The organism is Brevundimonas sp. TWP2-3-4b2 (assembly GCF_049897345.1).
Classification (GTDB): Bacteria; Pseudomonadota; Alphaproteobacteria; order Caulobacterales; family Caulobacteraceae; genus Brevundimonas.
This window is the reverse complement of record NZ_JAFCWB010000001.1, coordinates 421703-438963: the sequence shown is the minus strand read 5'-3', so window position 1 is coordinate 438963 and position 17261 is coordinate 421703. Positions and strand designations below refer to the sequence as shown.

Genomic DNA, 17261 nt, shown 5'->3' with positions numbered 1-17261 from the left:
TCCCCATGAAGGGGGGGAGAGGCGTCAGTCACGCCGACAGGCACACCACCTGGGCGACCCTGAGCTCGCGCCGCAGGTCGTCGGCGACGAGGCCGTAGTTGTCGATGGTGACGGTGCGGCCCGTCAGCGGCTCGTCGGCCTTTTGCACGCCGCGGATGGCCGGGCCGAAGGTGTCCGGCGAGGTGGTGTAGATCCGTCCACGGCGCGGACTTTCGGCGATGGTGACGCCGATGGCGCGGCCCTGGCGGTCGAGCACCGGCGCGCCCGACAGGCCCGCCAGCGTGCCGCCCAGTCCATCCGTGCGGCCGACTTCGGCCCAGGCGAGGACCGGCTCATCGCGCTGGCCACGTCCGCGCACCTTGAGCGTCTCGCGGCCGAGCAGGCGCGAGGTGACCTCGCCCGCGCGGGCCTGGGGATAGCCGGGATGGAAGGCGCGCTGGCCGGTGTGCAGGCCTTCAACGCTCGACACCGGAACGGCGTCCGCCCCGCCCTGGGTGATCAGCACGGCGATGTCGGCGCGCGGGGCGAGGCGCACGTCCGCCGCGACGGCGCGGCCGCCGCCGACCATGATGGCCGGGCGTCGGCAGCCCTCGACGACGTGGCGCGCGGTGACCCAGCGGCCATCGCGCGAAATGGAGAAGGCGGTCCCCGAAGCCGGCTGGAACGGGATGTCCGGGGCATTGACCGTCACGGCCGGATCGAACGGCGTCACCGGCCCCAGCAGGGCACCCTCGGCCTCGTCGGGGGGCGGTGGCGCGGGCGGGGCGTCGGCGTTCTCGCGCCGCGCCAGGGACAGCAGCAACAGGGCGGCGAGGACCGTTGAATAGATCAGCCAGTCGGGCGGGCGGGAAAAGCCCATGGCGTCAGCCCGTCAGGGCGGCGGCGAGGATCAGGGCGGTCGACAGCTTGGCCCCGACCAGCAGGACGGCGGCGGCGATCTCGCCCTCGCGGATGCGCTGGGGCAGGCCGGTCAGGATCATGTCGACGATGCGGAAGGCGAGCAGCTGGATGAAGACCGTGGCAACGCCCCACAGGACGATGTCATTGATCGAGGTCGAGACGCTGAGGCTGACGGCGAGGGGAATGGCGAGGCCGACCAGAACGCCGGAAAAGGCCACGGCCGCGGCGGCGTTGCCCTGACGGATCAGGGTGATCTCCTTCCACGGCGTGAACAGGGCATAGATGACCGCGCCGCCGACCATCAGCGCCAGGGTCACACCCAGATGCGCCATGGTCGTGGGAAAGCCCGTCGCGAAGGCCTGGACCTCGGCGCTTTCGAGCACGGTGGAAAGGGACGAGGCGTCCATGGGAATCCGGAGCACAGGAGAATGCTGGACGATTGCCCGGATTCCGCCCCAATCCGCAAGCGCACCGGCGCCACAGGCGGTCAAGAACTGTGACGCGGTAGGTCGGGGAGATCGAGCACGAGTGGCGCGTGGTTAGGTTCAATCGACATTCAGAAGGCGATACCGCCATCCCTCCCACGTCAATCCGGGGCTGGGACCGGCGCAGCCGGGACAAGAGCCCGGAATCCAGGAGTCTCGACGCCGCCGCCCGCCTCACGGCCCGATGGCGAGTCCAGTCCCCTGGATTCCGGGTTCCGCTCTGCGGCCCCGGAAAGACGATGCTTGATGGACGATCAGCGGCACTGCTGAATGCCGATTGAGCCTGGTGGCTCGTGGTAGGCTGGAGCTTCTGTCGGAGCCGGGGCATCCGGAAGGCCTGTGCCAATTCTCAGCCACCAGCCACCAGCCACTAGTCTTCAAGCTGCTTCAGCTGCTGCCTTCCGCACCGCCGAGGCGCGCACCTTCTCGCTCTCGGACTTGAGCTGGCCGCAGGCGGCGAGGATGTCGCGGCCACGCGGCGTGCGGATCGGCGAGGCGTAGCCGGCCTTGTTGAGGATGGCCGCAAACCGCTCGATCGTCTTCCAGTCCGAGCATTCATAGTCCGTGCCCGGCCAGGGATTGAACGGGATCAGATTGACCTTGGCCGGTATGCCCTCGATCAGTTTGAGCAGGGCGCGTGCCTCGTCGGGGCTGTCATTGACGCCCTTGAGCATGACGTATTCGAAGGTCACCCGGCGGGCGTTGGACAGACCGGGATAGGCGCGGATGCCGGCCATCAGCTGGGCCAGGTCATATTTCTTGTTCAGCGGCACCAGCACGTCGCGCAGGGGATCGTTGGTGGCGTGCAGGCTGATCGCCAGCATGGCCTGGGTTCGGGTTCCCAGCGCGTCGAGTTGCGGAACCACGCCCGAGGTCGAGACGGTGATCCGGCGCCGCGACAGGGCGATGCCCTCATTGTCGGAAATGATGTCGATGGCGTCGGCGACGTGGTCCAGATTGTAGAGCGGCTCGCCCATGCCCATGAAGACGATGTTCGACAGGCGGCGGTCCTCTTTCGGCGACGGCCATTCCTCGAGATCGTCGCGGGCGACCTGGACCTGGGCCACGATCTCGGCGGCGGTCAGGTTGCGCACCAACGCCTGGGTGCCTGTGTGGCAGAAGGTGCAGTTCAGGGTGCAGCCGACCTGGGACGAGACGCACAGGGCCCCGGCGCGGCCGACGTCGGGGATGTAGACCGTCTCGATCTCGATGCCCGGGGCGGTGCGGATCAGCCATTTGCGGGTGCCGTCCTTCGAGACCTGGCGCTCGACGATCTCGGGGCGGGCGAGGGTGAAGGCGGCGGCCAGCTTCGTCTGGGTGTCCCTGGCCACATTGCTCATGGCGGAGAAGTCGGTGACGCCGAAATGGTGGATCCAGCCCCAGACCTGGGAGGCGCGCATCTTCGCCTTCTCGGGCGGGCAGATGTCGGCGTCGATCAGCGCCTGCCGCAGGCCCGCGCGCGTCAGACCGGACAGGTTGACGGGGGCCGCCGGCTTTGCGGCGGACGTGCGCGAAAGGTCGAGCGTGAGGCTCAAAGGGTCAGTCCTGCAGGAGAGGGAGACGGGGCTTATACCACAGATCGGGAAGGATTTAAGGCCGGCGTTCTCCCTCCCCCGAAGTGGGGAGGGTGGTCGCGCAGCGACCGGGTGGGGAACCGTCCAGCCGAACCCCATCCTGTCGACGCTCTGCGCCGACATCCCTCCCCATGAAGGGGAGGGAGAATTTCTAGTCCTCGTCTTCCACCTCATGGATCCGGTCATCGTCCAGCCCGAAATGGTGGCCGATTTCGTGAATCAGGACGTGGGCGATGATCTCGGAGAGGCCGACGTCGCCGCGCTCGCACCATTCGTCGAGGATGGGGCGGCGGTAGAGGAAGATGCGCGAGGGCTCGGCCGCCGGACCCATCTGGTCACGCAGTCCGATATCGACGCCGTGGTAAAGGCCGGTCAGCTCGAACGGGTCCTCGATCTCCATCATCGCCAGGGTTTCCTCGTCGGCGAAATCATCGACGCGGATGACCACGTCACCGGCCAGCGACCGGAACGGCTCGGGCAGGGCGTCGAAGGCCTGGCGCGCCAGCCGGGCGAAGTCGTCGAGCGAGGGGGCGGATTGGTCGGTCCAGGACATGGGGACTAGGGATTAGGGACTAGGGATTAGGTTGGAAAGCGTGTGGGGACGCGGATGGGCACGATCTCCGCCATTTCCCGCTCCCTGTTCCCTAATCCCTAGTCCCTGTTCCCTCTTCAGGTATGGTTACCGAATCAGGGCGCGGGAGCTGAACGAACACGATGGCCGAGGCCGACATCGCCTATGTCGCGACCGCGGGTGCCGCGGGGCTGGCGCTGGCGCTCAGCGCCTGGGCCGCGCGTCTGCGCGGTCGGCTGGCGGTGCGCCATCGCCTGGCCGAGGCCGATCTGGTCCGGACGCGCGCCGATCTGGCCGATTGTGACGGCGCGCTCGCCGCCTTCGAAGACGTCCGGCTGGCGCTGGCACCCGATGGTCGGACGCGGCGGCTGGGCGCGCCCGGGGCGTGGGACGCCGTGGTGCGCGATCTGGCGGCCGACGGCGAGGCTCCCGGCGATCCGGCGCTGGTCGTGCTGGACGCGGTGCGCGAGGCGGCGGGGGCGCGGCTGGATGCCCTGATCGACCAGGGCGAGGCCTTTGACGCGGTGCTGGAAGGCGCGGCCGGGGCCTGGTCCGTCGAGGGCCGGTCCTCGGCCGGGGCGGCCTGGCTGAAGCTGGCGCGGCTGGGACTGGTCGGCACGGCGACCGAGAGCGGGCTGGGACTGCTGGCCGACTCCTATCCGGCCCCGACCTGGATCACCGATGCGGCCGGGCGGCTGGCCTGGGCCAACAAGGCCTGGCTGACCGAGATGAAGGCCGACAGCGTCGAGGCGGCGCGCGACCAGAGGCTGAGCTTCGACCGCGGGGCCGACGCCATCGTCGCCGAGGCCGGGCGGACCCGCCAGCATCAGGACGGCTTCCGCTGGACCACCGGCGGCGGTCGGCGCCGGGCCTGGCGCATTGTCGCCGAGCCGGTGCAGGGCGGGGCGGGGGCCGTGCTGGCCTTTGCGCTCGACATGACCGAGGCGGAAGAGACGCGCGACACCTTGCGCCGACACGTCGAGGCCCATGACGAGACGCTGAACCATCTGGCCGACGCGGTCGCCATCTTCGGTCCGTCCAAGCGGCTGGCCTTCCACAACACCGCCTTCCAGACCCTGTTCAACATCGATCCGGCCTGGCTGGACGAGCGGCCGACCCACGCCGAGCTTCTGGACAAGCTGCGACAGCGCCGGCTGCTGCCCGAGGTGATCGACTACGCCGGCTGGAAGGCCAATGAACTGGACTTCTACGGGGCATCCGAAGCGGCACCCGACGACAGCTGGTCCCTGCCTGACGGGCGCACCCTGCGCGTGGTGCGCCAGCCGCACCCGCTGGGCGGCGTGCTGCTGCTGTTCTCGGACATCACCGACGAGCTCAAGCTGCGCAGCCGGTTCAACGCCCAGATCCAGGTGCAGACCGCCACTCTGGACAAGCTGAACGACGCGGTGGCCGTGTTCGGCTCGGACGGCCGCATCCGCCTGCACAACGAGGCGTTCGACAAATTCTGGAGCCTGACCGGCGAAGCGATCGACGCGGCGGGAGACTTCGATGCGGTCGCCGGCCTGTGCCAGTCGACCATGCCCGACCCGGCGCTGTGGCTGGGGCTGAAGGCGCGGGTGGCCGATCCCGATCCCGAAAGCCGGGTGCCGATCGCGGGCGAGGGACGCACGACCGACGGGCGCATCGCCTCCTGGCTGACCCGGCCCCTGCCGGATGGCGCGACTCTGGTGGCCTTTTCCGACGTGACGGCACAGCGCGGGCTGGAGCAGGCCCTGGCCGCCAAGGCCCAGGCGCTGGAGGAATCGACGGCGCTGAAACGCGAGTTCGTGGGCAGTGTCTCGTATGAATTGCGCACACCCCTGACGACCATCGTCGGCTATTCCGAACTGCTGGAGATGCAGGCCGACCTGCCGGAACGCAGCCGCCAGCACGCCGGGGCCATCCGGGTCGCCGCCAGCCAGCTGGCCGGGTCGATCGACGATGTGCTGGACATGGCCCAGATCGACGCCGGCGAGATGGAGCTGTCGCTGGGAGATGTGCGGGTGCGGGATCTGTTCGCCGCCGCGGTCGCCACCCACCGGCCGAAGATCGAGGGCCGGGGCGCGACCCTGACGGTCGCCTGTCCCAAGGGGCTGCGGCCGATCCGCGCCGACGCCCAGAGGGTGAGTCAGGCCTTGGACCATCTGCTGGACAATGCCGCCCGCTCGGTGTCCGAGGGCGGCGTGGTGGCCCTGACCGCCGAGGCCAATACGTCCGAGTTGCGCATCCGCGTCGAGGACAGCGGCCGGGGCATTCCCTATCACCTGCAGGCCCACGTCTTTGACCGGTTCGTCCGGCGCGAGCGCGGCGGGCCGGGTGTCGGACTGGCCCTGGTGAAGGCGCTGGTCGAGCTGCACGGCGGCTGGGCCGAGGTGGAAAGCGAGCCCGGCAAGGGCGCGGCCTTCATCCTGCACCTGCCGCTGGAAGCTGCGGGGGTGGCGGCGGCGCCGGAGCTGCGGCTGGGCTAGGGCTCAGGCGTCGGCTGGAACCGCGCCGCACATGTGATCTTCGCCGGTGTCGTCGAAAATCACCTCGTACTGGCGTCCGGCGATCTCGCCTCGCCAGACGGGAGCGCCTTGGTCCATGGAGCCGACATAGCAGAACCGGGCCCGGGTATCCGTTTCCCAAGTCACCGCCACATCGGACATATGCTCCAGGGTCCGGATGTCAGGCCTCCGAACCGCGCCGACTTCGAGGCTGACGTGGTTCACCACGAAAGCCCCCAGATCTTCGACCTGAATGACAAGTGACGCCGTCGCTGCAGCGTTGGGATATTTTCGTTCGTCCGACAATGAGCCGAACTGGCAAGCTCCCAGCATTCCCAAAATCAGGACCACGAAAGCGCGCATCGACATGACGACTCCGTCCTTGCTGACGGGACGACTGCTTGCCGTTCGTCCACCCAAGGGATAGCTCCATCACCGCAGCCTCTCGCAGGCAATCCTCGGAACGCCCCCATGGCCAAACGCTTGAAGACCGCGCTGATCTACGATTTCGACGGCACGCTGGCGCGCGGCAATATGCAGGAGGTCAGCTTCATCCCGTCGATCGGGATGACGCCGAAACAGTTCTGGGACAGCGTCTATCCAGAGACCCAGAAGGCCGACGGCGACGGCATCCTGATGTATATGCAGATGATGCTGGCCGCCGCCCAGCGGGTGGGTCAGCCGGTCACGAAACAGGCCCTGCGCGACCACGGCCGGGACGTGGCCCTGTTCGAGGGCCTCAGGGACATGAGCTGGTTCGAGCGGATGGACGCCTTCGGCGACCAGTTCGGGCTTGAAATCGAGCACTACATCATCTCGGCCGGGCTGACGGAGATGATCGAGGGCTGCCCGATCGCAAAGGCGTTCAAGCACGTCTACGCCTCGAAATACGTCTATGATGACAATGACGTGGCCATCTGGCCGGCCGTCGGCGTCAACTACACGACCAAGACCCAGTATCTGTTCCGCATCAACAAGGGCGTGTTCAACCACTGGGACGACGAGCGCATCAATCGCTTCATCCCGGACGACGAGCGGCCGATCCCGTTCGAGCGGATGATCTTCCTCGGCGACGGCGACACCGACGTGCCGACCATGAAGATGATGCACACCAAGGGCGGCTTCTCGATCGCCGTCTATGATCCCGAGAACACGCCGCGCGACACCAACAAGATCCATCGGCTGATCTCGGAGGACCGGGTCAATTTCGTCGCTGCCGCCGACTATCGCGAGGGCTCGCCCGTCGACCTGATCGTCAAGGGGCTGATCGGCCGGATCGCGGTCAATGCGGGCCGGATGCCGGCCGACCGCTGAACCCGCAGGTCAGACGCCGCCCCGTGCGATCCACAGCCTTGCCGCTGCCCTGTTCTGTGCAGGAATAGCGAGCAGGAACAGCTGCCTGGCCCTTGCACGTTGTCGCGGTCGGTTTGGTTGCGTCACCGCGGTTCACGAATCCGTGAGAATTTCGCTTGCGCTCAGGCTCACGAATCCGTTATCTCCCACTGGCGAGGAGTTCATGACCTCGTATGACCCTTCTGAAGGAATAAATATTATGCGCATCACCGCTCTGGTTGCCGCTTCCGTCGCCGCTCTGGCCCTGGTTGCCTGCACCCCCGCCGCTGAAAAGACCGACGCCGCCGCTGCTGACGCCTCGGCCGCTGCCGACACCGCCACGGACGCTGCTGCGACCGCCGACGCTGCCGCCGCTGACGCGACTGCCGCTGCCGCCACTGCCGACGCCGCTGCCGCTCCGGCTGCCGACGCCGCCATGGCCCCGGCCGCCCCGGCTGCTGAAGAAAAAGCCGCTCACTAAGAGCGACATCGACACGGGCCCTCGGGCCTTGTTGAACGAAGGGTCGCCCTCACGGGCGGCCCTTTTTCGTTGTGCGACGACGGCGACCGCACGGCGGGGTGAATTTCGCTTGTGCCTCAAGCTTCGCCGTCGTCATCCTGCGGGCACCACAGCCTGCAGCTTCAAGGATTTTCCGATGCGCAACGCCGCCCTGATCCTGACCGCCGCCGCGGTCTTCGCCCTGTCCGCCTGCAGCAAGCCCGCCGAAGAGGCCCCCGCCGCCTCGACCGAAGCTGCCGAAGCCTCGGGTGCCGCCGATACCGGGGTGATGACCGCTGAAGGTGCCGCCGCCGCGGCCGCTGCCGCAGCGAATGCGGGCGCGCCGACATCGGCGGCCGGCCCTGAAGCCACGGCTCCGACCTCGGATGAATCGCCCTCGGACGGCACCGCGACGCCGGGTGCCGAGGCCCCCGCCGCCGCTCAATAAGTTCCTTTGTCCTTGCTTAGGCGCGGGACGCGTATAGGCCGGGCTCATGGCCGAAGACCGCTCGCCCCGCCTGATCTGGACCGATGACGGCGCGCCGCGTTCGGGCCGGTTCGATGACGTCTATTTCTCGCAACAGGACGGTCTGGCCGAGACTCGTGCGGTCTTTTTGACCGGCTGCGGCCTGCCCGGGGCCTGGGCCGGTCGCGACCGGTTCACCGTGGCGGAGCTGGGCTTCGGTACCGGTCTGAACATCGCGGCCCTGCTGGATCTGTGGCGACGCGAAGGGCCGACGGGCGCGCACCTGCATGTCTTCTCGGTCGAGGGGTTTCCGCTTATGCGGGCCGAGGCCGAACGCGCGCTGTCGGCCTGGCCCGAGCTGGCGGAGGCGTCAGAGGCCCTTCTGTCGGCCTGGCCCGAGCCGACCCCCGGCTTTCACCGGCTGGACCTTCCGGCGTTCAACGCCACTCTCGATCTGGCCGTCGGCGAGGTGGCGTGGGCGCTGGCGCAATGGTCGGGGCTGGCGGACGCCTGGTTCCTGGACGGGTTTTCCCCCTCGACCAATCCCGCCATGTGGTCGGACGCGGTGATCGACGGGATCGCAGCGCGGTCCGCCCCCGGTGCCCGGGCGGCGACCTTCACCGTGGCGGGATCGGTCCGGCGCGGGCTGGCCGATCGGGGCTTTTCGGTTGCCAAACGGCCCGGTCACGGTCGCAAGCGCGAGCGGCTGGAGGCCTGGTTGCCGGATCCGGTACCCGGCGTCGAAGCGGCCCCGTCGGTGGCCATCGTCGGCGCGGGGATCGCCGGAGCGGCGCTGGCCCGGGCCTTCGCCGCGCTCGGGCTCCGGGCGACGGTAGTCGAGGCCGATCATCCGGGAGCGGGAGGGTCGGGGTTCCCCGCCGCGCTGGTGACGCCGAGGCTCGATGTGGGCGATGCCGCCATCGCCGGCCTGTTCGCCCAGGCGCTCGATCGGGCCCGAGATCTTTATGCCGCGGTGCCGGGAGCGGTCGTGGCCAGCGGGGTGGTCCAGCTGGCGCAGCAGCCGCGCGACACGGGCCGCTTTGGCAAGATCAGCGGCCAGCCGGTCTGGCCGGCGAGGGCGATGACCGTGCTGCAGGAGCCTGCGGCATCGGACCGGCTCGCCGAACCGGTCGGCGGCGGCCTGTTCATGGCCGGGGCGCTGGCCGTGCGACCGGCGCCGGTCCTGAAACAGTGGCTGGAAGACGCCGCCGTCATCACGGCCGAGGTCGCGGGGCTGGAGCCCCATGACCGGCGCTGGCGTCTGGTCGATGGTGCGGGGCGCTTGATCCTTGAGGCCGACAGGGTCGTGTTCGCCGGCGGCTGGGGAACAGCCGCGCTCTGGCCGGAGGGGGCGCTGGCACCCGTGCGCGGTCAGGCCGACTGGGTCGAGGGGGTCACGGCACCGGCGGTCGCCTGGGGTGGCTACGCCGTTCCCACGGGCGAGGGCCTGCTGTTCGGGGCGACCCATGAGCGGGGCGAGGTCGCGACCGATGTCCGGGCCGCGGACAGTGCCCGAAACCTGGCGACGCTGGCCGCCGGCCTGCCCGGGCTCGCCGCGCGGGTGGAGGCGGTCGGGTCGGTGCGCGCCCGGGCCGCCGTCCGGGCCACGACGCCGGACCGCCTGCCGCTGGCCGGTGCGGTTCCGGGGCAGGCGGGGCTGTTTGTGCTGGGAGGCCTCGGCTCGCGCGGATTCTGCGCCGCGCCGCTGCTGGCCGAGCACGTCGCCGCCCTGGTTCTGGGCGCGCCGTCGCCCCTGCCCCGCGCTTTGGCGGCCCGGGTCGATCCGGCGCGATTGTGAAGACGGCGGCCTTGCGCAGGCGTTCGGCAAGGCGGACGGTCGGCGTGTCGAAGCCTCAACCACCGGAGTTCGCCATGCGTGCCGCCTTCACAATCAGCGCCGCCGCCCTCGTCCTCGCAGCCTGCGCCCCCACGGGCGGCGGAGGGACCCCGGGCATGGCCGAAAGCGGCGCGTCGAGCGCCCGCCAGTGTTTCAATGTCGGTCAGGTCAACAACTACACACGGGGCCGTCAGGACCAGTTGTTCCTGCGCGTCGGCCGCAATGCGGTCTTTGAGCTGAACGCGGCGGGGGACTGCCCGGACCTGGACTTCGCCCGGCAGGTCGCCCTGATCCCCGACGGCGGGATGGCCGGCTCGCGGCTGTGCAGCGATGACAGGGCCCGCGTCGTCGTGCCCGGATCGACCTCGGCGGCGACGGTCTGTCGCGTCCGCATCAGCCGCCAGCTGACCGAGGCCCAGGTCGCCGCCCTGCCGCCCCGGCAGCGGCCCTGACGCCGCGGAGCCGGCCTCAGGGTTTCTGGGCGTAGCCGAGGCGCTGGTTCAGCTTGTCGATCAGGTCGATGGCGGTGTCGGCGACGACCGAGCCGGGCGGATAGACGGCGGCCGCGCCCATGTCGATCAGGGTCTGGACGTCCGACGGCGGGATGACGCCGCCGACCACGATCATGATGTCGGGGCGTCCCAGCTTTTCCAGCTCGGCCTTCAGCTCGGGCACGAGCGTCAGGTGGCCGGCCGCGAGGGATGAGGCCCCGACGGCGTGGACGTTGCGCTCGACGGCTTCCCGGGCCGCCTCGGCAGGAGTCTGGAACAGCGAGCCGGCGGTGGCCTGAAGGCCGAGGTCGCCATAGGCGGTGGCGATGACCTTCTGGCCCCGGTCGTGGCCGTCCTGGCCCAGTTTGGCGATCAGGATGCGCGGCGGGCCGCCGTCATTCTCGATGAAGGCGGCGACCATGTCGCGGGCGCGGGCGATCTTCGGATCATGTCCGGCCTCGCGCGCATAGACGCCCGACACCGTCTTTACGGTCGCCACATGGCGGCCGAAGGCGGCCTCCAGCGCGTCGGAAATCTCGCCGACGGTGGCATAGGCGCGGGCGGCCTGGACCGACAGCTCCAGCAGATTGGCGGTGCCGCGCGCGCCCTCGGTCAGGGCGGTCAGGGCGGCCTGGGTCTTCGCCTCGTCGCGTTCGGCGCGCAGCCGTTTCAGCTTGTCGATCTGGGCCGTCAGGACGGCGGCATTGTCGACCTTCAACATGGGGATGTCGTCGACCGCGTCGGACAGGTAGCGGTTCACCCCCACGACGGTCTGCTGGCCGGTGTCGATCCGGGCCTGGGTCCGGGCCGAAGCCTCCTCGATCCGCATCTTGGGCACGCCGGCCTCGATGGCTTTCGCCATGCCGCCGAGCGCCTCGACCTCGGCCATCAGGACGCGGGCCTTGTTCGCCAGTTCGTGGGTCAGGCGCTCGACGTAGAAGCTGCCGCCCCACGGGTCGATGACGCGGGTCAGGCCGGTTTCCATCTGCAGCAGCAGCTGGGTGTTGCGCGCGATCCGGGCCGAGAAGTCGGTCGGCAGGGCCAGGGCCTCGTCCAGCGCGTTGGTATGCAGGCTCTGGGTCTGGCCGCCCGCCGCGGCCATGGCCTCGACCATCGTGCGGGGCACATTGTTGAACACGTCCTGGGCCGCCAGCGACCAGCCCGAAGTCTGGCAGTGGGCCCGCAGGGACAGGGAGCGGGGGTCTTTCGCGCCGAATTTCGACACGGCCTCGGCCCACAGCAGCCGACCGGCGCGCAGCTTGGCCACCTCCATGAAATAGTTCATGCCGATGGCCCAGAAGAAGCTCAGGCGCGGGGCGAACCGGTCCACGTCCATGCCCGCCGCGACGCCCGCCTTCAGATATTCGACCCCGTCGGCCAGGGTGTAGGCCAGCTCCTGATCGGCCGAGGCCCCGGCCTCCTGCATGTGGTAGCCGCTGATCGAGATGGAGTTGAATTTCGGCGTGTGCTCGGCGGTCCAGGCAAAGATGTCCGAGACGATCCGCATCGAGGGCTCGGGCGGGTATATGTAGGTGTTGCGGACCATGAACTCCTTGAGGATGTCGTTCTGGATGGTCCCGGTCAGGTCCTTGTGCGCGACGCCCTGTTCCTCGGCGGCGACGACATAGAGGGCCAGGATCGGCAGGACGGCACCGTTCATGGTCATCGACACCGACATCTGATCCAGCGGGATGCCGTCGAATAGGGTGCGCATGTCGTAGATGCTGTCGATGGCCACGCCGGCCATGCCGACGTCGCCCTTCACCCGCGGATGGTCCGAGTCATAGCCCCGGTGGGTGGCCAGATCGAAGGCGATCGACAGCCCCTTCTGACCGGCGGCGAGGTTGCGGCGGTAGAAGGCGTTGGACGCCTCGGCGGTCGAGAAGCCGGCGTACTGGCGGATGGTCCAGGGATTGCCCGCATACATGGTCGGATAGGGGCCCCGGACATAGGGGGCGATGCCGGGCAGGCCGTGGATGAAGTCGAGGCCCTCGACCGCCTCGGCCCCGTAGGCGGTTTCGACGGTCAGGCCCTCGGGCGTTTTCCAGGCGTCGCGGGTCGGACCGGTGCCGGTGGGGCCGAGGTCGAGCGGAATGCGGGTGAAGTCGGGCGTGCTCATCGGCCGGCCTCCCAGCTCTGGGTCTCGAAGGGCGCGGCAAACCGGACGGGGATCAGGGGCTCGCAGGCGTCGCCACGACCGTGAGGCCGGGCCTCGGTCACGGGCTCGAACGGGGCGGGCCGGGGATCATGATCGACGAATTTGGTCACGCCGACCAGTTGGGCCGCCCCGCTCGCGAGCGCCACCTCGCGCTCGGCGCGGGCGGCGGCGACGCGGTCCTGAATGTCGCCGGTGCGCAGGGCGATGATCAGCCCGCCCTCGCCCTCGATGCGCTGGAACTCGGCCCAGCCGGCCTCGGCCAGATCATGGGTGCGGGCGTCGAGGAACCACGACCCCGCGGCCGGATCGTCGACCCGGCCCAGATGGGCCTCTTCCATCAGCACGGCCTGGGTGTTGCGCGCCTGCCGCCGGGCGAAGGCGTCGGAGCGGCCGTTGGCGCGCGACAGCCCGTCCAGCACCACGGCGTCGGCTCCGCCGACCGCCCCGGCGAAGCCGGCCGCCGTCAATCGCAGCAGATTGGGCCAGGGATCGCGCGCCGACAGCATGCGGCGCGAGGAGCGGGCCTCGATGACGGCCGGGGTCTCGACCCCGAAGGCCTTGCTGATCGAACGCCAGATCAGCCGCAGGGCCCGGACCTTGGCCAGGCTGTCGAAATATTCCTGATCCACCGAGACGCCCAGGACCGTGCCACGCAGCGCCGTCTCCAGACCCATTCCCGCCACGACCGCGGCCCGGACCAGCGCCACGGCGTTGGCGGCGGCGAAGCCCAGCTCCTGGCCGATCGAACCGCCGGCCTCATGCACGACGCGGCCGCCGGCGAGGAAGAAGCAGGCATTCGGGTATGCCCCCGCATGGCGCGCCGCCGTATTGGCCGCCAGCGTCAGATGCTCCTCGACCGGACGCGGCGGGACGCCCGTTTCAGCGAAGGCGGACAGGGGATCCATGTGGAACATCAGCTTCGCGCGCGGCGAGCCCTTGGCCGCCACGGCCAGGGCATTGGCGGCGTCGGGCCCGTCGAGGCCGGCGTCCAGCCCGACCGCCGCCAGCTCCAGCGCCATGCCGTCCAGCGCGCGGGCCAAGGGCTCGGAATCGGCCAGCACCGCGCCCCTGAGCAGGATGGAGGCCGCGCCGCCTTCCAGATCGGCGAGGGCGGCGGCATTGACCGTTTCGGGGATGTCACCCTCGATCAGGGTGCGCAGGTCCCAGGCCCGGCCGTCTGCGTCCGACGGTCGGGGGGCCGAGATCGCGGCCCCACCCGTCGCCGCCGCATAGAGAGGCCGCACCGCCAGACCGTCGGCGTCCAGATGCACCAGACTTTCCAGCGGCCGGTCCTTCAGCGCCTTTTCGGCGAGGTCGCGCCAGGCGGCGGGAGAGGGGGCGGGAAACAGATCGGACATGGCGGCTTAATGCGTCTCCGTTGCGGTTCGGTCCAGACCGGAGATCGGGTCGGGCCGGCCGGATTCAGACTCCGGGTGGAAAAAAACCGGGTCTGAATCGTCTGAATCGTCTGAAATCCTGTGCGCGATTTCGCTCCGGAACAGACTAGCCGCGGGATACGTCAGACGCGGACGTCTCATGTTTCGCCGGCCCGCCAGGATCGCCACGGATCACGCTCCATCCGGATTGAGGCCGGACTCTAGCGTTTCCGGAAGCGTTTGGCGTCGGCGGCCATGCCGGCGCCCCAGGGCTCGGGCGTCGTGTCCTCGGGCTGGAAGGGCAGTTCGCCGGCGAGGCCGCGCATGGCCAGGGCCAGCGGAAGGGCGAAATGGGGCAGCATGCGCAGGGGTTTGCGGCGGTCGTCGGCGACGTCCCAGCCCTCGGCGGCGAAGGCGTCGGTGAGGTCGAATCCGTCCAGCCGCTCGATGCCGTCCCAGTCGGCGGGCAGGGCGAAGGCTTCGGCGGCCTCGACCGCCAGGCCGAAGGCGGCCCGGGCCGTTTCATCGATGTCGGGGAACTCGGCACGCGCGTCGGGATCGGCGTGGCGCGGCTTCATCAGCGCCTTCATTTCCAGATCGGCGACGCCGGGCAGGTCGAGCAGGCGTCGAAGCTTGGGCTGGCTGTTCATGGCTGCGGTTGAACCCGTGCCGGGCCCGATGTCAACGAACGGACGCGGGCGTCAGTGAGGGGCGGGCGTGTCACGGTCCCGCAGGGGCGCGACGAACAAACGGTCGCAGCGCTCGGCGGCGTCGGTCAGCAGGATGACCTCGAAATCGTCACCCGAAGCATCGAGCACAGCGGCGGCCATGGCCTCGAACGCCGCCTCGTGTCCGGAGCGTCGGAACAGCATTACCCCGTCCCGGGCGTCGATGACGCCGTAAGCGGGAGATCCTTCCAGAAGGGTGTCGAGGTCGAGGGGCATGGCAAGACAAGCCGTCACGCGCGGGATCGTTTCACGCGACACGCCGCAAAAACGCACGTTTTTCGCGGCGTTCCGGCAAGTCTCTGATTTTGGGAAGGAATGGTGGACGCGACAGGGATTGAACCTGTGACCCCCTCGATGTCAACGAGGTGCTCTCCCGCTGAGCTACGCATCCGCCAAGACGGTTCCGGACAGGTCCGGAACGGGAAGGAGCGGTCTATAACCCCATGGGGCCGCCGACCGCAAGGGGCATTCCCGGTGGGCCGCGGTCACAAGGCTCTGCCTTGTCGACCCGACGCGGCCTGGCGCTCAGGCAGCGAGCGACCGCGTCGCGAGCGATAGCGCCCTGATCCAGGCTTGATCGACATTCAACAGACCCGCTGATCGTCCATCAAGCATCGTCTTTCCGGGGCCGCAGAGCGGAACCCGGAATCCAGGGGGCTGGACTCGACACTCAAACGTGAGGCGGACGGCGGCGTCCAGACAACTGGATTCCGGGTTCTTGTCCCGGCTACGCCGGTCCCATCCCCGGAAAGACGGGGGAGGGAGAACGGAATACCGACGTTTGAATGTCGATTGACCCTAGGCCGCCACCATCCGTTCGACCTCACCGACGAGGTCGCGCAGATGGACCGGCTTGGACAGGACCTTGGCCTGCGGCGTCGCCTGGGCGGCTGACAGGGCCACGGCGGCGAAGCCGGTGATGAACATGATGCGGATGCCGGGCTGGCGGGCCGCGGCGACCCGCGCCACCTCGATGCCGTCGGCACCGGGCATGACGATGTCGGTCAGCAGCAGGTCCCAGGGCCCCTGGTCGAGGGCGTCGATGGCGTCGTCGCCATTCTCGCAATCGACCACGGAATGGCCGGCCCGCTCGAGCGCGCGGGTCAGGAATCCTCGCAGGGAGTGGTCGTCTTCGGCCAGTAGAATGCGCGCCATGTGGTGTTCGCCCCGGGTCTTCTTTCCATGACGCTAGGCCCGCACTGGTAAACCCGCCATGAAAATCCCCGGGCCGGCGATTGCCGCATCTGTGGATGAGCGACGAAAACAGGCTATGGCAGCGGTATGGGTTCAGGGACTGCCGGCGAGGATCAGACGGACCATGCGACGGCGTTCGCCGTGGTCCGGCCGCCGACGCCGGGTCGGTTCATCTTCGCCTCGCCCCATTCAGGCAGCCTCTATCCGGCTGACATGGCTGCCGATCCCGCTCTGCCCGAGGCCAGTCTGCGCAGCGCCGAGGATGCCCTGGTCGACCGGTTGATCGCGCCGGGCGTGGAGGGCGGGGCTGTCCTTGTGCTGGGGCGGCTGGGCCGGGCCTATGTCGATCTGAACCGGGATCCCGGCGACCTCGATCCCGCCCTGATCGAGGGGCTGGAGGAGGGGCCGGTCTCGCCGCGGACGGTGGCGGGCTATGGCGTCATCCCCCGGCTGAGCGGCGACGGTCGGCCGCTGTACGTGCGGCGGCCGGGTCTGGAGGAGGCGCGGGCGCGGATCGCCCGGGTGCACACCCCCTATCACGCGGCCCTGGCGGACCAGATGCGGGCGGCGCGGGACCGGCATGGCGAGGCGGTGCTGGTGGACTGGCATTCGATGCCGGCGCGGGCGACGCGCGGGGCCGGTGGTGCGCCCGGGCCGGATGTGGTGCTGGGTGACCGGCACGGGGCGTCCTGCGCCACCGATCTGACCCGGCGATTGCGACGGGCGTTCGAGGCGCTGGGCTGGCGGGTGGCGCTGAACCAGCCCTATGCGGGCGGCTGGACCACCCAGACCTGGGGGCAGCCGGAGGACGGGTTCCACGCCATCCAGGTCGAGCTGAACCGTGCCCTGTATTTCGATGAGGTCGCGCGGGAGCCGTCCCCGGGCTGGTCCCGCACGCAGAAGGGCGTGGCCCGCGCGATCGCCGCCCTTCTGGACGACCGGGCATAAAAAAAGCCGCGCCCGAGGGCGCGGCATGAAGTCTATAGGGAGGAAACGCCCAGGAAAGGGCATGACGCCCGGAGGCGTCGAAGATCAAGTTAGTGTGCGGTGCACAAATCGTCAAGAAGGTAGTTCGCACCTGCGTTCACGCCGTGTTACGGCACGAATGGTCTGTAGGAACGCCTTGAAACCGGTTTCTGCGGTAAAACTTTTCAAGATTGCAGC

Annotated in this window: 17 protein-coding genes and 1 tRNA gene; 7 read left to right on the top strand and 11 right to left on the bottom strand. The window is 69.3% G+C overall.

What is annotated here, in order from left to right; all coding sequences use genetic code 11:
* Positions 1-28: 28 nt before the first annotated feature.
* The 4 genes from ACP7AS_RS02055 to ACP7AS_RS02040 all read right to left on the bottom strand — a co-directional run bounded on the left by ACP7AS_RS02055 (position 29) and on the right by ACP7AS_RS02040 (position 3512).
* On the bottom strand, positions 29-859 hold the full coding sequence (locus tag ACP7AS_RS02055; protein WP_426027160.1) for a S1 family peptidase: 831 nt from the start codon (positions 857-859) through the stop codon (positions 29-31).
* Between the two features lie 4 nt (positions 860-863).
* A complete protein-coding gene (locus ACP7AS_RS02050) occupies positions 864-1307 on the bottom strand; it encodes a DUF350 domain-containing protein (protein WP_426027159.1) in 444 nt (147 codons plus the stop codon).
* 455 nt (positions 1308-1762) lie between these two features.
* Positions 1763-2920, bottom strand: coding sequence for a 23S rRNA (adenine(2503)-C(2))-methyltransferase RlmN (gene rlmN, locus ACP7AS_RS02045; protein ID WP_426027158.1), 1158 nt, complete (start codon positions 2918-2920; stop codon positions 1763-1765).
* A 190-nt stretch (positions 2921-3110) separates the two neighbouring features.
* A complete protein-coding gene (locus ACP7AS_RS02040) occupies positions 3111-3512 on the bottom strand; it encodes a metallopeptidase family protein (RefSeq protein WP_426027157.1) in 402 nt (133 codons plus the stop codon).
* 161 nt (positions 3513-3673) lie between these two features.
* On the opposite strand from ACP7AS_RS02040, the gene ACP7AS_RS02035 reads away from it, so the two are divergent.
* Positions 3674-5998, top strand: a complete 2325-nt coding sequence (locus tag ACP7AS_RS02035; protein WP_426027156.1) for an ATP-binding protein — start codon at positions 3674-3676, stop codon at positions 5996-5998.
* 3 nt (positions 5999-6001) lie between these two features.
* Here ACP7AS_RS02035 and ACP7AS_RS02030 read toward each other — a convergent pair whose 3' ends face one another.
* A complete protein-coding gene (locus ACP7AS_RS02030) occupies positions 6002-6385 on the bottom strand; it encodes a hypothetical protein (protein WP_426027155.1) in 384 nt (127 codons plus the stop codon).
* Between the two features lie 102 nt (positions 6386-6487).
* Here ACP7AS_RS02030 and ACP7AS_RS02025 point away from each other — a divergent pair, with 102 nt between their 5' ends.
* The 5 genes from ACP7AS_RS02025 to ACP7AS_RS02005 all read left to right on the top strand — a co-directional run bounded on the left by ACP7AS_RS02025 (position 6488) and on the right by ACP7AS_RS02005 (position 10602).
* Positions 6488-7330 carry an HAD family hydrolase gene (locus ACP7AS_RS02025; RefSeq protein ID WP_426027154.1) on the top strand — a complete coding sequence of 281 codons (843 nt, stop codon included), beginning with the start codon at positions 6488-6490 and terminating at the stop codon, positions 7328-7330.
* A 238-nt stretch (positions 7331-7568) separates the two neighbouring features.
* Positions 7569-7829 carry a hypothetical protein gene (locus ACP7AS_RS02020; RefSeq protein ID WP_426027153.1) on the top strand — a complete coding sequence of 87 codons (261 nt, stop codon included), beginning with the start codon at positions 7569-7571 and terminating at the stop codon, positions 7827-7829.
* 175 nt (positions 7830-8004) lie between these two features.
* Positions 8005-8295: a hypothetical protein gene (locus tag ACP7AS_RS02015; RefSeq protein ID WP_426027152.1), complete on the top strand. Its 291-nt coding sequence runs from the start codon at positions 8005-8007 to the stop codon at positions 8293-8295.
* 46 nt (positions 8296-8341) lie between these two features.
* On the top strand, positions 8342-10111 hold the full coding sequence (gene mnmD, locus ACP7AS_RS02010) for a tRNA (5-methylaminomethyl-2-thiouridine)(34)-methyltransferase MnmD (RefSeq protein WP_426027151.1): 1770 nt from the start codon (positions 8342-8344) through the stop codon (positions 10109-10111).
* A gap of 74 nt (positions 10112-10185) precedes the next feature.
* Entirely contained in the window at positions 10186-10602 is a 417-nt protein-coding gene (locus ACP7AS_RS02005; protein WP_426027150.1) for a DUF6491 family protein, read from the top strand.
* Positions 10603-10618: 16 nt separating this feature from the next.
* Here the strand turns inward: ACP7AS_RS02005 and scpA are convergent, their stop codons facing one another.
* The 6 genes from scpA to cpdR all read right to left on the bottom strand — a co-directional run bounded on the left by scpA (position 10619) and on the right by cpdR (position 16058).
* Complete coding sequence (scpA, locus tag ACP7AS_RS02000) at positions 10619-12760, bottom strand: methylmalonyl-CoA mutase (protein ID WP_426027149.1); 2142 nt, start codon at positions 12758-12760, stop codon at positions 10619-10621.
* On the bottom strand, positions 12757-14157 hold the full coding sequence (locus tag ACP7AS_RS01995; protein ID WP_426027148.1) for a methylmalonyl-CoA mutase family protein: 1401 nt from the start codon (positions 14155-14157) through the stop codon (positions 12757-12759). Before ACP7AS_RS01995 ends, scpA begins: the two co-directional genes overlap by 4 nt.
* A gap of 239 nt (positions 14158-14396) precedes the next feature.
* The gene (locus ACP7AS_RS01990; protein ID WP_426027147.1) at positions 14397-14825 is read right to left on the bottom strand and encodes a hypothetical protein; all 429 of its coding nucleotides are present in this window, start codon (positions 14823-14825) and stop codon (positions 14397-14399) included.
* 51 nt (positions 14826-14876) lie between these two features.
* The gene (locus tag ACP7AS_RS01985) at positions 14877-15137 is read right to left on the bottom strand and encodes a hypothetical protein (protein ID WP_426027146.1); all 261 of its coding nucleotides are present in this window, start codon (positions 15135-15137) and stop codon (positions 14877-14879) included.
* 82 nt (positions 15138-15219) lie between these two features.
* Positions 15220-15294 (bottom strand) — tRNA-Val (locus ACP7AS_RS01980).
* Positions 15295-15701: 407 nt separating this feature from the next.
* Positions 15702-16058, bottom strand: coding sequence for a cell cycle two-component system response regulator CpdR (gene cpdR, locus ACP7AS_RS01975; RefSeq protein WP_426027145.1), 357 nt, complete (start codon positions 16056-16058; stop codon positions 15702-15704).
* 126 nt (positions 16059-16184) lie between these two features.
* On the opposite strand from cpdR, the gene ACP7AS_RS01970 reads away from it, so the two are divergent.
* On the top strand, positions 16185-17045 hold the full coding sequence (locus tag ACP7AS_RS01970) for an N-formylglutamate amidohydrolase (protein ID WP_426027144.1): 861 nt from the start codon (positions 16185-16187) through the stop codon (positions 17043-17045).
* Positions 17046-17261 lie beyond the last annotated feature (216 nt).